This window comes from Niallia sp. Sow4_A1 (assembly GCF_052116745.1).
Classification (GTDB): domain Bacteria; phylum Bacillota; class Bacilli; order Bacillales; family Cytobacillaceae; genus Niallia; species Niallia hominis.
The window spans coordinates 16,409-30,161 of sequence record NZ_JBQKKM010000021.1; the positions used below are offsets into that span (position 1 = coordinate 16,409).

Genomic DNA, 13,753 nt, shown 5'->3' on the forward strand with positions numbered 1-13,753 from the left:
TTACTGATATTGACATCTTATGCGTGTCCATGATACAGTTTGAGAAGATATAAAGGACGTAGTAGGTGTAATGTGAAATGAGAAAAAAGCTTGTGTTAGCATGTGAAAAATGTGGGTCAAGAAATTATTCTACTGTGAGTAACAATGGAACAGACCGTTTGGAGATAAAGAAATTTTGTCAAAATTGTAATGCTCACACCGTTCATAAAGAAACAAAATAACGATTTTTTAGAATAAATTACCCGCACTTAAAGATGGAGGTAACAAAATGCAAAGTGCTGTTAAGTATTTTCGCGAAGTTGGTAGAGAATTAAGAAAGGTTAGTTGGCCAAGAAAGAAAGAGTTAACTAATTATACGCTCACAGTTCTTGTAACTGTTGTCTTTTTTGCTATCTTCTTTGCGGTTGTTGATTTAGGAATTTCTGAACTTATTCGTTTAATACTTGAATAACAGTTGTCTACTCATGGTATAATGGTAAAACGATAGGAAACATTTACAAAAGCCCGGTAACGGGTTTTTTCATTTGCTGAAAAATAAATGAATTGTTCCTTACAGATACTATAAAAAAACAGCACGAAAAAATAAAGTTACAGGGAGGGACGGACGAAAAAGTCCTCTTTTATGGAAAAAAACTGGTATGTAGTGCATACGTACTCCGGATATGAAAATAAGGTGAAAGCCAATTTAGAAAAAAGGGTAGAAACAATGGCGATGCAAGATAAAATTTTCCGCGTTGTGGTACCTGAAGAAGAAGAAACCGATATTAGAAATGGTAAAACAAAAGTAGTAAAAAGAAAAGTTTTCCCAGGTTATGTGTTGGTAGAAATTGTTATGACAGATGATTCTTGGTATGTAGTTCGTAATACCCCTGGTGTAACTGGGTTCGTAGGCTCTGCTGGATCGGGCTCAAAGCCAACTCCACTTTTACCAGAAGAAGTCCAAGTGATTCTGAAGAGAATGGGTGTCGAGGAACAAAGAATTGAAATTGAGTTCGAATTAGGGGAAACAGTGAAGGTGAATGAAGGTCCATTTGCTAACTTTACTGGGACTGTTGAGGAAATTGATAAGGATAAGGCAAAGGTTAAAGTACTAGTAAATATGTTTGGAAGAGATACCCCTGTGGAACTCGATTTTACACAAATTGAAAAATTTTAACTAGAAAACTTGAAATGATATTGAAAAAGTGTTACTATTTCATAGGTCAGTATATCTCATAAAGAGATAGGATATTGTCAAATTTCTTTATTTCATATAAAGACGAAAAGTTGAGTGGGAGGGGAAACCCCTATTACCACATCACGGACTTTAAGGAGGTGTGTCTCGTGGCTAAAAAAGTAATTAAAGTTGTTAAATTGCAAATCCCAGCAGCTAAAGCGAATCCGGCACCACCAGTTGGTCCTGCATTGGGTCAAGCTGGCGTAAACATCATGGGATTCTGTAAGGAGTTTAACGCTCGTACAGCTGAACAAGCTGGTTTAATAATTCCTGTTGAGATTACGGTTTTCGAAGACCGTTCATTTACATTTATTACAAAAACTCCACCTGCTGCAGTTTTACTTAAAAAAGCAGCTGGTATCGAGTCTGGTTCTGGTGAACCAAATCGTAATAAAGTAGCAACTGTTAAGCGTGATAAAGTACGCGAGATTGCTGAAACAAAAATGCCCGATCTAAATGCAGCTAGCGTTGAATCCGCTATGCGCATGGTTGAAGGTACTGCCCGCAGCATGGGTATTGTTATTGAAGACTAAACCTATATATGGTTAGTGTTGATTAAGGTTGTGACGACGGTAAATCTTTAGTCGCAACCTTTATTCGTGGGAGGTAATTCCGCTAAAACCACAATTCAAGGAGGAAATAAAGTTATGGCTAAAAAAGGTAAGAAGTATTTAGAAGCTATCAAACTTGTTGATCGTACTAAAGCTTACCCAATTCAAGAAGCAATTGAATTAGTAAGAAAAACTAGCACTACAAAATTTGATGCATCTGTTGAGGTTGCTTTCCGTCTAGGCGTTGACCCTAAGAAAGCTGACCAACAAATCCGTGGAGCAGTAGTTCTTCCAAACGGAACTGGTAAAACTCAACGCGTTTTAGTTTTCGCTAAAGGTGAAAAATTAAAAGAAGCTGAAGCAGCAGGAGCAGACTATGTAGGCGATGCTGAATATATAAATAAAATCCAACAAGGTTGGTTTGATTTCGACGTAATCGTTGCAACACCAGACATGATGGGTGAAGTTGGTAAACTTGGTCGTGTATTAGGACCTAAAGGTTTAATGCCAAACCCTAAAACTGGAACAGTTACATTTGATGTAACGAAAGCAGTTAACGAAATTAAGGCTGGTAAAGTAGAATACCGTGTAGATAAAGCTGGTAACGTACATGTTCCAATCGGTAAAGTATCATTTGATGATGCTAAACTAGTTGAAAACTTCCAAACTATCTTTGATACAATGTCAAAAGCAAAACCAGCAGCTGCAAAAGGAACTTACATGAAGAACGTTTCTGTTACTTCAACAATGGGTCCTGGCGTAAAAGTAGATCCTTCTACTGTTTGATAAAAATTGGTATTTGACAAAATGAGATGGATATCATATACTTCATCTTGTTGAAAAAATAAATAACATTTGTACCGTAGACAGTAGGTGCTAAAATTTTAGCTTAATGTCCTGCCGAGGTAATACGATAGATTATTTGATCAGTTGTGAGAACGACTATTGTATACACCTCCATGTCTAAATGATATGGAGGATTTTATTTGTCGGTATAAATGTAGAAATTCTACAGGAGGTGTAAAGATGAGCAGCGTAATCGAACAAAAGCAACAAATAGTATCTGATATTGCTGAAAAATTCAAAGCGAGTAAATCAACAATCGTTGTTGACTACCGTGGTTTGACTGTTTCAGAAGTAACTGAACTTCGTAAACAACTTCGTGAAGCAGGAGTAGAGTTCAAAGTTTTCAAAAACTCTTTAACTCGCCGTGCTGCAGAATCTGTTGAATTAGCAGGTTTAAACGAATCTCTAACTGGTCCTAACGCTATTGCGTTCAGTACAGAGGATGTTGTTGCACCAGCAAAAATTTTAAACGACTTCGCAAAAAAACACGAAGCGTTAGAAATTAAAGCAGGAGTAATCGAAGGAAACTTAGCAACAGTTGAAGAAGTGAAAGCTCTTGCTGAACTTCCATCACGCGAAGGTTTACTTTCTATGTTACTCAGCGTTCTTCAAGCACCAATCCGCAACCTTGCTCTTGCTACAAAAGCAGTTGCAGATCAAAAAGAAGAACAAGGCGCTTAATATTTAATACGGAAACGTATCATAAAAAACCCAAAATACAAGGAGGAAAAATATAATGTCTAAAGAACAAATCTTAGAAGCAGTTAAAAATATGACTGTTTTAGAATTAAACGATTTAGTAAAAGCAATTGAAGAAGAATTTGGAGTAACTGCTGCAGCTCCTGTAGCTGTAGTTGCAGGTGGCGGAGAAGCTGCTGCAGAAAAAACTGAGTTTGATGTAGTTCTTGCATCTGCTGGAGATCAAAAAATCAAAGTTATCAAAGTTGTACGTGAAATCACAGGTCTTGGTCTTAAAGAAGCAAAAGAACTTGTTGACAACACTCCAAAAGCAGTTAAAGAAGGAGCTTCTAAAGAAGAAGCTGAAGAAATCAAAGCTAAACTTGAAGAAGTTGGAGCTAACGTTGAAGTTAAGTAATGTTAGTTAAAAAAAGAAGCTCGCTATAATAGCGGGCTTTTTTTTCCTAAAGTGTATGAGGCTTAAGAAGCATCTAGTTACAATCAGTCCAGTAGGAAATGGCTTTTTTTGAAACCATCTTTTGTTAGGTTAATTATGTGAGAAGATTTGGTGGGGTCAGCTAACTGTATGTGATAGCTTAAAAGTCATCTACGCTTTTTTTAATTCATTGCAAGAATAGCTTGCTTTGCAATTAATCCTCAAGTAGTCTTCCTTATATAAATTCTCCTAAGGAGGTGTTCGTATGACAGAACATTATTATTCCCGAACCCAGAATGTAAATAGCGATCCAAATTACTGGAATTTTACACTTAAAGGTAATACAATACGTTTTAAAACAGATAATGGGGTTTTCTCCAAAAGAGAAGTTGATTTTGGCTCTAGGCTATTAATTGAAACCTATACATTTCCAAAAATAGATGGAGATATTTTAGATGTGGGTTGTGGTTATGGTCCATTAGGTCTTTCCATTGCAAAAGCAAATCCAGATAGAATGGTTCATATGGTAGATGTTAATTTAAGAGCGATTGAATTAGCACAAGAAAATGCGCAACAAAATAGTATTGAAAATGTTCAAATTTATGAAAGTGATCGACTTCTTGATGTGAAAGGGACTAAGTTTGCGTCTATCTTAACAAATCCTCCGATTAGAGCAGGAAAAAAAGTAGTCCATGATATTTTTGAACAAAGCTATGAACATTTAGCAGCAAATGGTGAGCTTTGGGTAGTGATTCAAAAGAAGCAAGGAGCTCCATCGGCGATTGCAAAGTTAGAAGCGTTTTTTAAAGAGGTAAATATAGTAGAAAAGAAAAAAGGGTATTTTATAATTCAAGCAAAAAAGATTGACTAGTCCTTTTTGTTGTGATAGCATTGTATAATGCCAATATAATATTTTTCTGAAACTCACAATTTTATCCATCTTATTGTATAAAATTGGTGTAAGAAGGAAAAACTAACAGAATAATATTAGAAATATGAAAATGTGGTTTTTTGATTGGAAAACCCTTTTTCTTTTTGTCTTATAAAAACAGGCTTTTAAGCCTATTTTATAAGATGTTAATAGATGTACTATAACGTTTGATTTGAGGGGTGAATCAGTTGACAGGTCAACTTGTTCAGTATGGACGACACCGCCAGCGGAGAAGCTACGCACGTATTAGTGAGGTTTTAGAATTACCAAATCTTATTGAAATCCAAACCTCTTCCTATCAATGGTTTTTAGATGAGGGATTGCGAGAAATGTTCCAGGACATTTCACCTATTGAAGATTTTACTGGCAATTTATCACTTGATTTCATTGATTACAGCTTAGGTGATCCTAAGTATTCAGTGGAAGAATCGAAAGAGCGAGATGTTACATATTCTGCACCTTTGCGTGTGAAGGTCCGTCTTGTGAATAAAGAAACAGGAGAAGTAAAAGACCAAGATGTATTCATGGGTGATTTCCCGCTTATGACTGAAACTGGTACTTTTGTTATTAATGGTGCGGAACGTGTTATCGTTTCTCAGTTAGTACGTTCTCCAAGTGTATATTATAATGGGAAACTCGATAAAAACGGGAAAAAAGGATTTACCGCAACGGTTATTCCTAACCGTGGAGCATGGCTAGAGTATGAAACAGATGCAAAGGATGTTGTATATGTACGTATTGACCGTACACGTAAACTTCCGGTTACTGTTCTGTTGCGTGCATTAGGATTCGGTTCTGATCAGGAGATTCTTGAACTGATTGGTGACAACGAATATTTACGCAATACTTTAGAAAAGGATAACACTGAAGGAACAGACAAAGCGCTACTAGAAATTTATGAGCGTCTGCGTCCTGGTGAACCGCCTACTGTTGAAAACGCAAAAAGTCTATTGGTATCAAGATTCTTTGATCCAAAAAGATATGATCTTGCAAATGTAGGACGCTATAAAATTAATAAAAAGCTTCATATAAAAAATAGATTGTTTGGTCAACGCCTGGCAGAAACACTAGTGGACCCTGAAACAGGAGAAATCATTGCTGAAAAAGGAACACTTCTAGATCGCCGTGCACTTGATCGTATTATTCCAAATCTAGAAAACAATATCGGATTTAAAAAACTAAGCCCTTATGGTGGTGTTTTAGAGGATGATGTTGTTGTTCAATCGGTAAAAATTTACTCACCATTGGATGAGGGAGATAAAGAAATTAATGTTATTAGTAATGCATATGTAGAAGAAGCTGTGAAAAACATCTCTCCTGCAGATATTATTGCATCCATCAGTTATTTCTTTAACTTATTACATGGTGTTGGTTTAACAGATGATATTGACCATTTAGGTAACAGACGTTTACGCTCTGTAGGTGAATTGTTACAAAACCAATTCCGTATTGGTTTATCTAGAATGGAGCGTGTTGTTCGCGAAAGAATGTCTATTCAAGATACGAATACGATTACGCCGCAACAACTAATCAACATTAGACCTGTTATTGCATCCATTAAAGAATTCTTTGGAAGCTCTCAGCTTTCTCAATTTATGGACCAAACAAATCCATTGGCTGAATTGACCCATAAACGTCGTCTTTCTGCCTTAGGACCTGGTGGTTTAACAAGAGAACGCGCAGGAATGGAAGTTCGTGACGTTCACTATTCTCACTATGGCCGTATGTGTCCGATTGAAACACCTGAGGGACCAAATATTGGTTTGATTAACTCTTTATCTTCTTATGCAAAAGTGAATAGATTCGGGTTTATTGAAACACCATATCGACGTGTTGATCCTGAAACAGGTAAAGTATCATCAAGAATTGATTATTTAACTGCTGATGAACAAGATAACTACGTTGTTGCCCAAGCAAACTCTCGTTTAGGAGAAGATGGTTCTTTCTTAGATGAAGATGTAGTTGCACGTTTCCGTGATGAGAACGTTGTTGTTAAGCGTGAGCGTATAGACTATATGGACGTTTCTCCAAAGCAGGTTGTATCTGCTGCGACAGCATGTATCCCATTCTTAGAAAACGATGACTCTAACCGTGCCTTGATGGGTGCGAACATGCAACGTCAAGCAGTACCTTTAATGCAACCAGAAGCTCCAAGAGTAGGAACTGGAATGGAGTACGTTTCAGGAAAAGACTCTGGTGCAGCGGTTATCTGTAAGCATCCTGGTATTGTTGAACATGTAGAAGCACGTGAAGTTTGGGTTAGACGTATTTCGGAAGTAGATGGTCAAGAGGTTAAAGGAAATCTTGATAAATATAAAATGCTTAAATTTGTTCGTTCAAACCAAGGTACATGCTATAACCAACGCCCAATTGTTGCTGTTGGAAACAAAGTAACAAAAGGGGAAGTTCTAGCAGATGGACCTTCTATGGAGCTTGGTGAATTAGCACTTGGTCGTAACGTATTAGTTGCCTTTATGACATGGGACGGATACAACTACGAGGATGCTATTATCATGAGCGAACGCTTAGTAAAAGATGATGTATATACTTCTATTCATATTGAAGAATATGAATCAGAATCTCGTGATACAAAGTTAGGGCCGGAAGAAATTACACGTGATATCCCGAATGTCGGGGAAGATGCATTACGCAACTTAGATGATCGCGGTATTATTCGCATCGGTGCAGAAGTGAAAGATGGAGATTTACTAGTTGGTAAAGTTACACCTAAAGGGGTAACAGAATTAACAGCTGAAGAACGTTTATTACATGCTATTTTTGGTGAAAAGGCTCGTGAAGTTCGTGATACAAGCTTACGTGTTCCGCATGGCGGTGGCGGTATAGTTCATGATGTTAAAGTCTTCAATAGAGAAGATGGAGACGAATTGCCACCAGGCGTTAACCAATTGGTACGTGTATATATTGTTCAAAAACGTAAAATCCATGAAGGCGATAAGATGGCTGGGCGTCACGGTAACAAAGGGGTTATCTCCCGTATTTTACCTGAAGAAGATATGCCATATTTACCAGACGGAACACCAGTTGATATCATGTTAAACCCACTAGGTGTTCCATCACGTATGAACATCGGTCAAGTATTAGAATTGCATCTTGGAATGGCTGCCAGAAGCCTGAACATCCATGTTGCATCCCCTGTATTTGATGGTGCTCGTGAGGAAGACGTATGGGAAACAATTAGAGAAGCTGGAATGGCACAAGATGCGAAAACAGTACTATATGACGGACGTTCAGGTGAACCTTTTGATAACCGTGTATCCGTTGGTGTTATGTATATGATTAAACTTGCCCACATGGTTGATGATAAACTACATGCTCGTTCTACTGGACCATATTCTTTAGTAACGCAACAACCACTAGGAGGAAAAGCTCAATTTGGTGGTCAGCGTTTTGGAGAGATGGAGGTTTGGGCGCTTGAAGCTTATGGAGCAGCTTATACTTTACAAGAAATTCTTACTGTTAAATCAGATGATGTTGTTGGTCGTGTGAAAACATATGAAGCAATTGTTAAAGGAGAGAACGTTCCAGAACCAGGTGTGCCAGAATCATTCCGCGTGTTAATGAAAGAGCTACAAAGCTTAGGGCTAGATGTAAAAATCTTATCTAGCACAGAAGAAGAAATCGAAATGAGAGACACAGACGATGATGATGATATTCATCAAGCAGAATCTCTAACTATTGTTTCGGAAACGCAAGAGCCTGAGTCAGAAAAGGTAGGCATGCAAGAATAATAAAGTAATGTACATGGCCTGTCTAAAAACGAAAGGGTCAGACTCCACTACGAAGACATCTAGATAGAAGATCCTTTTATATCTTTTATAAATAGATTATTCACGTGAGGTCAGACCCTTTTGTGACGGCCTGTCTTTGATTATAAATGTTTTTAAGAAGTTCTAAGTAAGGCAAAAGCCTGAAGATCGAAAGGGAGGTAGGACCCTTGTTGGATGTTAATAATTTTGAATATATGAAAATAGGTCTAGCTTCACCAGACAAAATCCGTTCTTGGTCATTTGGTGAAGTCAAAAAGCCAGAAACAATTAACTATCGTACTTTAAAACCGGAAAAAGATGGCTTGTTCTGTGAGCGTATTTTTGGTCCTACAAAAGACTGGGAATGTCACTGTGGTAAATACAAGCGTGTTAGATATAAAGGCGTAGTTTGTGATCGATGTGGAGTGGAAGTTACTCGTGCAAAAGTTCGTCGTGAGCGTATGGGTCACATCGAATTAGCAGCTCCAGTTTCACATATTTGGTATTTTAAAGGAATCCCTAGCCGTATGGGACTTGTTTTAGATATGTCTCCACGTGCATTGGAAGAAGTTATTTATTTTGCTTCTTATGTAGTAACAGATCCAGGCGATACTGCTTTAGAGAAAAAACAACTTCTATCTGAAAAGGAATATAGAGCATACCGCGATAAATATGGTGTGAAATTCCAAGCTTCTATGGGAGCTGAAGCAATCAAAAAGCTACTATCTGATATTGATTTAAATAAAGATGTAGATGCACTAAAAGAAGAATTGAAAACTGCGCAAGGTCAAAGAAGAACTCGTGCCATTAAAAGACTAGAAGTATTAGAAGCGTTCCGTGGTTCTGGTAATGAGCCTTCTTGGATGATTCTTGATGTACTTCCAGTAATTCCTCCAGAATTGCGTCCAATGGTTCAATTGGATGGTGGACGTTTTGCAACATCTGACTTAAATGATTTATATCGTCGTGTTATTAACCGTAATAACCGTTTAAAAAGATTATTAGATTTAGGAGCACCAAGCATTATCGTTCAAAACGAAAAACGTATGCTTCAAGAAGCTGTTGATGCGTTAATCGATAATGGTCGTCGTGGACGTCCGGTAACTGGTCCTGGTAACAGACCGCTTAAATCTCTATCTCACATGCTAAAAGGGAAGCAAGGACGTTTCCGTCAAAACTTATTAGGAAAACGTGTTGACTATTCTGGACGTTCTGTTATTGTCGTTGGTCCTAACTTAAAGATGTATCAATGTGGCCTTCCTAGAGAAATGGCAATTGAATTGTTTAAGCCTTTTGTAATGAAAGAGTTAGTAGAAAAAGGAATTGCTCATAATATTAAATCTGCAAAGAGAAAAATCGAAAGACTTCAGCCTGAAGTGTGGGATGTGCTTGAAGAAGTAATTAAAGAGCATCCAGTATTGCTTAACCGTGCCCCAACTCTACATAGATTGGGAATCCAAGCGTTTGAACCAACTTTAGTAGAAGGCCGTGCGATTCGTCTTCATCCGCTAGTATGTACAGCATACAACGCTGACTTTGACGGAGACCAAATGGCTGTTCACGTTCCTTTATCTTCTGAAGCTCAAGCGGAAGCTCGTTTACTTATGCTTGCAGCTCAAAACATCTTGAACCCTAAAGATGGTAAACCAGTTGTTACTCCTTCTCAGGATATGGTATTAGGAAACTATTATCTAACATTAGAACGTGAAGGTGCAGTTGGAGAAGGTATGATCTTCAATGATACGAACGAAGCTGTTTTGGCATATCAAAATGGTTATGTACATTTACACACACGTGTAGCAGTACGCGCTAGCTCTTTAAACAATGAAACATTCACGGAAGAGCAAAATAAGCAATTGTTATTAACAACTGTTGGTAAGCTAGTATTCAATGAAATTTTACCAAAATCTTTCCCGTATATTAACGAACCAACTAAAACAAACTTAGAAGAAAAAACTCCTGAACGATACTTTGTAGAGCCAGGTGTAGATGTGCCAGCTGCTATTAAAGAGTTGCCAATCATAGAACCGTTTAAAAAGAAAATTTTAGGGAATATAATCGCTGAAGTATTTAAACGTTTCAAGATTACGGAAACTTCTAAGATGTTGGATAGAATGAAGGATCTAGGATTTAAGCATTCTACCAAAGCTGGTATTACTGTTGGTGTGGCCGACATCGTTGTATTAGGTGAAAAACAAGAAATTATCGATGAAGCACAAGGTAAAGTCGATAATGTCATGAAGCAATTTAGACGTGGATTAATCACAGAGGAAGAGCGTTATGATCGCGTAATTTCTATCTGGAGCGCAGCGAAAGATACAATTCAAGCGAAGCTAATGAAATCCTTAGATAAACGAAATCCTATCTTTATGATGAGTGACTCTGGTGCCCGTGGTAACGCATCTAACTTTACACAGCTTGCTGGTATGCGTGGTTTGATGGCCAACCCGGCTGGTAGAATTATTGAGTTACCGATTATTTCAAGTTTCCGTGAAGGATTAACGGTATTAGAGTACTTTATCTCTACTCACGGAGCACGTAAAGGTCTTGCTGATACAGCGTTAAAAACAGCAGACTCTGGTTACTTAACTCGTCGTCTAGTAGATGTAGCACAAGATGTCATTGTACGCGAAGATGATTGCGGCACAGATAGAGGATTGTTAGTTGCTGCTCTTAAAGAGGGTACAGAAATTATCGAATCTCTTGATGAGCGTTTAATTGGTAGATATGCAAGAAAATCAATTAAACATCCAGAAACGAATGAAGTTATTGTTCCTGAAAATGGACTTATCACAGAAGACTTAGCAGTAGAAATTGTAGAGGCGAATATCGAAGAAGTATGGATTCGTTCTGCATTTACATGTAATACACGTCATGGTGTATGTAAAAAATGTTATGGTCGCAACCTAGCAACAGGCCAAGAGGTGGAAGTAGGAGAAGCTGTTGGTATTATAGCGGCACAATCTATCGGGGAACCAGGTACACAGTTAACAATGCGTACATTCCATACAGGTGGAGTTGCAGGGGACGATATCACACAAGGTTTACCTCGTATTCAGGAGATATTTGAAGCTCGTAATCCAAAAGGGCAAGCAGTTATTACTGAAATGGCAGGGGTAATTGTTGGTATCAATGAAGGCAGAGACCGTCAACATGAAATTGTTGTTCAAGGTGAATTAGAAACTAGAACATATACTGCTCCTTACACAGCAAGATTGAAAGTTAAGATCGATGATGTTGTAGAACAAGGACAAGAATTAACAGAGGGTTCTATTGATCCGAAAGAATTAATTAAAGTGAAAAACGTTACAGCAGTACAAGAGTATCTACTTCGCGAAGTACAAAAAGTATATCGTATGCAAGGGGTAGAAATTGGGGATAAACACGTAGAAGTAATGGTTCGCCAAATGTTACGTAAAATCAGAGTAGTGGATGCTGGTGAGACAGATGTATTACCAGGTACACTATTAGATATTCACCAATTTACTGATGCTAACGCAAAAGCTTTAAGAGAAGGTAAGCTTCCAGCAACAGGTAGACCAGTATTGCTTGGTATTACAAAAGCATCTCTTGAAACTGATTCATTCTTATCGGCTGCATCGTTCCAAGAAACTACAAGAGTTCTGACAGATGCTGCTATTAAAGGAAAACGTGATGAATTACTAGGATTAAAAGAGAATGTAATTATTGGTAAATTAGTTCCAGCTGGAACTGGTATGCCAAGATACAGACATGCTGAACCTATTACAGCAGAAGAACTAACAGAAGAGTCAATTACTGTAGAGTAATTAGCGATAAAGCATTTATTTTAGAAAAAAGAAAGTGGTTAATACGAGGATTATCGATTCTATCATTTAGGAAAGAGTCGATAATCCTCGTAAACCATAACTTTTAGGAATATCTATTAAAGTTTTTCAGGAAAATAATTGACATCTAATTTTATAGATGATACTATATCAAAGGTGCTCCTATTTCACCTGTTGCTTTGGAGGATATAAAAATGTCTTATGAAAAAGTACTACAGGCAAGTAAGATAGTAGTAGGAACAAAGCAAACAGTAAAAGCGTTAAAAAAAGGAATAGCGACAGAGGTTATTGTTGCTGAAGATGCTGATCCAATATTAATTAGAAAAGTATCTGAAATAGCCAAAGAAGTTAATGTTCCCATTATACTTGTTGAATCCATGAAGAAGCTAGGCGAATCATGTGGAATAGAAGTAGGCGCAGCAACTGTTGCCATAATTAATTAAAACTGTTTTTATGGAAAATACCATGAAAACTTTGTTTTTGCCCTAATATGAACCACCTGGATGTGTGGGCTTCAAACATAAAGGAAGGGAGGAAAAAGAAATGCCTACAATTAACCAATTAGTACGCAAACCTCGTCAATCTGCTGAAGAGAAGTCGAAGTCTCCTGCGTTAAACAAAGGTTATAACAGTTTCAAAAAAGCACAAACAAACGTATCTTCACCTCAAAAACGTGGGGTATGTACTCGTGTTGGTACAATGACACCGAAAAAACCAAACTCTGCATTACGTAAATATGCACGTGTTCGTTTAACAAATGGTATCGAAGTAACAGCATACATTCCTGGTATTGGTCACAACCTACAAGAACACAGTGTTGTACTAATCCGTGGAGGACGTGTAAAAGACTTACCGGGGGTACGTTATCATATCGTACGCGGTGCTCTAGATACTGCTGGTGTTAACAACCGTATGCAAGGTCGTTCTAAATACGGTACTAAAAAACCAAAAGCAGCTAAAAAATAATAAATTTGATTTTATAGCATAATTGAAAGGAGGAAATCAAATGCCACGTAAAGGTCCTGTAGCAAAAAGAGACGTGTTACCAGATCCGATATACAATTCTAAGCTTGTATCTCGTTTAATCAATAAAATGATGATCGATGGTAAAAGAGGAAAAGCACAAGCTATTCTATATTCAGCATTCGAAATCGTTGCTGAGCGTTCTGGAAAAGAAGCGATTGAAGTATTTGATCAAGCATTAAAGAATATCATGCCAGTTCTTGAAGTAAGAGCACGCCGTGTTGGTGGTTCTAACTATCAAGTTCCAGTGGAGGTTCGTCCTGAAAGACGTACAACTTTAGGTCTTCGCTGGTTAGTTAACTATGCTCGTCTTCGCGGTGAGAAAACAATGGAAGAGAGACTAGCTAACGAAATCCTAGATGCAGCAAACAACACTGGTGCATCTGTGAAAAAGCGTGAAGATACACACAAAATGGCTGAAGCAAACAAAGCGTTTGCTCACTATCGTTGGTAAAATTATAATTCATAAAAATACTTTCAATATGAAAGGAGAAAGACC

Annotated in this window: 13 protein-coding genes and 1 other annotated feature; all 13 genes read left to right on the forward strand. The window is 37.6% G+C overall.

Annotated features, from left to right (window positions below):
* Nucleotides 1-77: 77 nt before the first annotated feature.
* The 13 genes from rpmG (at nucleotide 78) to rpsG (ending at nucleotide 13,708) form a co-directional block, all read left to right on the forward strand.
* Nucleotides 78-221 carry a 50S ribosomal protein L33 gene (rpmG, locus tag ACTQ5K_RS12840; RefSeq protein WP_081836646.1) on the forward strand — a complete coding sequence of 48 codons (144 nt, stop codon included), beginning with the start codon at nucleotides 78-80 and terminating at the stop codon, nucleotides 219-221.
* 47 nt (nucleotides 222-268) lie between these two features.
* A complete protein-coding gene (gene secE / locus ACTQ5K_RS12845; RefSeq protein WP_031537887.1) occupies nucleotides 269-451 on the forward strand; it encodes a preprotein translocase subunit SecE in 183 nt (60 codons plus the stop codon).
* 171 nt (nucleotides 452-622) lie between these two features.
* Nucleotides 623-1,156: a transcription termination/antitermination protein NusG gene (gene nusG, locus ACTQ5K_RS12850; protein ID WP_016204544.1), complete on the forward strand. Its 534-nt coding sequence runs from the start codon at nucleotides 623-625 to the stop codon at nucleotides 1,154-1,156.
* Nucleotides 1,157-1,323: 167 nt separating this feature from the next.
* Nucleotides 1,324-1,749, forward strand: coding sequence for a 50S ribosomal protein L11 (gene rplK, locus ACTQ5K_RS12855; RefSeq protein ID WP_031537888.1), 426 nt, complete (start codon nucleotides 1,324-1,326; stop codon nucleotides 1,747-1,749).
* 114 nt (nucleotides 1,750-1,863) lie between these two features.
* The gene (rplA, locus tag ACTQ5K_RS12860) at nucleotides 1,864-2,553 is read left to right on the forward strand and encodes a 50S ribosomal protein L1 (protein ID WP_031537889.1); all 690 of its coding nucleotides are present in this window, start codon (nucleotides 1,864-1,866) and stop codon (nucleotides 2,551-2,553) included.
* 56 nt (nucleotides 2,554-2,609) lie between these two features.
* Nucleotides 2,610-2,761 (forward strand) — a sequence feature (ribosomal protein L10 leader region).
* Between the two features lie 32 nt (nucleotides 2,762-2,793).
* A complete protein-coding gene (gene rplJ, locus ACTQ5K_RS12865; RefSeq protein ID WP_031537890.1) occupies nucleotides 2,794-3,294 on the forward strand; it encodes a 50S ribosomal protein L10 in 501 nt (166 codons plus the stop codon).
* Nucleotides 3,295-3,349: 55 nt separating this feature from the next.
* Complete coding sequence (gene rplL, locus ACTQ5K_RS12870) at nucleotides 3,350-3,709, forward strand: 50S ribosomal protein L7/L12 (protein WP_016204548.1); 360 nt, start codon at nucleotides 3,350-3,352, stop codon at nucleotides 3,707-3,709.
* A gap of 283 nt (nucleotides 3,710-3,992) precedes the next feature.
* Entirely contained in the window at nucleotides 3,993-4,598 is a 606-nt protein-coding gene (locus ACTQ5K_RS12875; RefSeq protein ID WP_031537891.1) for a class I SAM-dependent methyltransferase, read from the forward strand.
* Nucleotides 4,599-4,846: 248 nt separating this feature from the next.
* Nucleotides 4,847-8,407 carry a DNA-directed RNA polymerase subunit beta gene (gene rpoB / locus ACTQ5K_RS12880; protein WP_031537892.1) on the forward strand — a complete coding sequence of 1,187 codons (3,561 nt, stop codon included), beginning with the start codon at nucleotides 4,847-4,849 and terminating at the stop codon, nucleotides 8,405-8,407.
* Nucleotides 8,408-8,613: 206 nt separating this feature from the next.
* Nucleotides 8,614-12,213 carry a DNA-directed RNA polymerase subunit beta' gene (rpoC, locus tag ACTQ5K_RS12885; protein ID WP_048717903.1) on the forward strand — a complete coding sequence of 1,200 codons (3,600 nt, stop codon included), beginning with the start codon at nucleotides 8,614-8,616 and terminating at the stop codon, nucleotides 12,211-12,213.
* Nucleotides 12,214-12,425: 212 nt separating this feature from the next.
* Nucleotides 12,426-12,674 carry a 50S ribosomal protein L7ae-like protein gene (locus ACTQ5K_RS12890; protein WP_031537894.1) on the forward strand — a complete coding sequence of 83 codons (249 nt, stop codon included), beginning with the start codon at nucleotides 12,426-12,428 and terminating at the stop codon, nucleotides 12,672-12,674.
* Nucleotides 12,675-12,774: 100 nt separating this feature from the next.
* Complete coding sequence (gene rpsL, locus ACTQ5K_RS12895; protein WP_016204553.1) at nucleotides 12,775-13,197, forward strand: 30S ribosomal protein S12; 423 nt, start codon at nucleotides 12,775-12,777, stop codon at nucleotides 13,195-13,197.
* Nucleotides 13,198-13,237: 40 nt separating this feature from the next.
* Nucleotides 13,238-13,708, forward strand: coding sequence for a 30S ribosomal protein S7 (gene rpsG / locus ACTQ5K_RS12900; protein WP_031537895.1), 471 nt, complete (start codon nucleotides 13,238-13,240; stop codon nucleotides 13,706-13,708).
* Nucleotides 13,709-13,753 lie beyond the last annotated feature (45 nt).